Origin of the sequence: Flavobacterium cupreum, assembly GCF_003996965.1 — a bacterium.
Taxonomy (GTDB): Bacteria; Bacteroidota; Bacteroidia; order Flavobacteriales; family Flavobacteriaceae; genus Flavobacterium; species Flavobacterium cupreum.
In genome coordinates, this window is sequence record NZ_QWDM01000176.1 from 1 (window position 1) to 317 (window position 317).

General features: G+C 60.6%; 1 protein-coding gene. It reads left to right on the top strand.

Annotation, left to right across the window (positions count from 1 at the left end; translation table 11 throughout):
* The coding region (locus tag D0817_RS27095) for an adenylate/guanylate cyclase domain-containing protein (protein WP_497756107.1) at positions 1-317 on the top strand (317 nt) is incomplete at both ends.

Consider the following 317-nt stretch of genomic DNA (forward strand, 5'->3'; position numbering starts at 1 on the left):
CAAGCCGATCAGCCGTTCGATCGTGCTCGCGCGCGTGCGCAGCCAGCTTGCGCTCAAGGCGACGCACGACGCGCTGCGTGCCCAGATCGAATTGTCGGAACAATCGAACCTGCGTGTGCAGAATCTGCTGTACAACATCTTCCCGATCGAAATCGCCGATGAGTTGTCATCCTCGGGCCAGGTGCTGCCCGTGCGGCACGAGTCGGCGTCGATCCTGTTCACCGACTTCAGCGGCTTCACACACATCGCGGCCACCATGCCGGCAAGCTACATGGTGTCGGAGCTCAACGAGATTTTCGCTGCGTTCGACGACATCT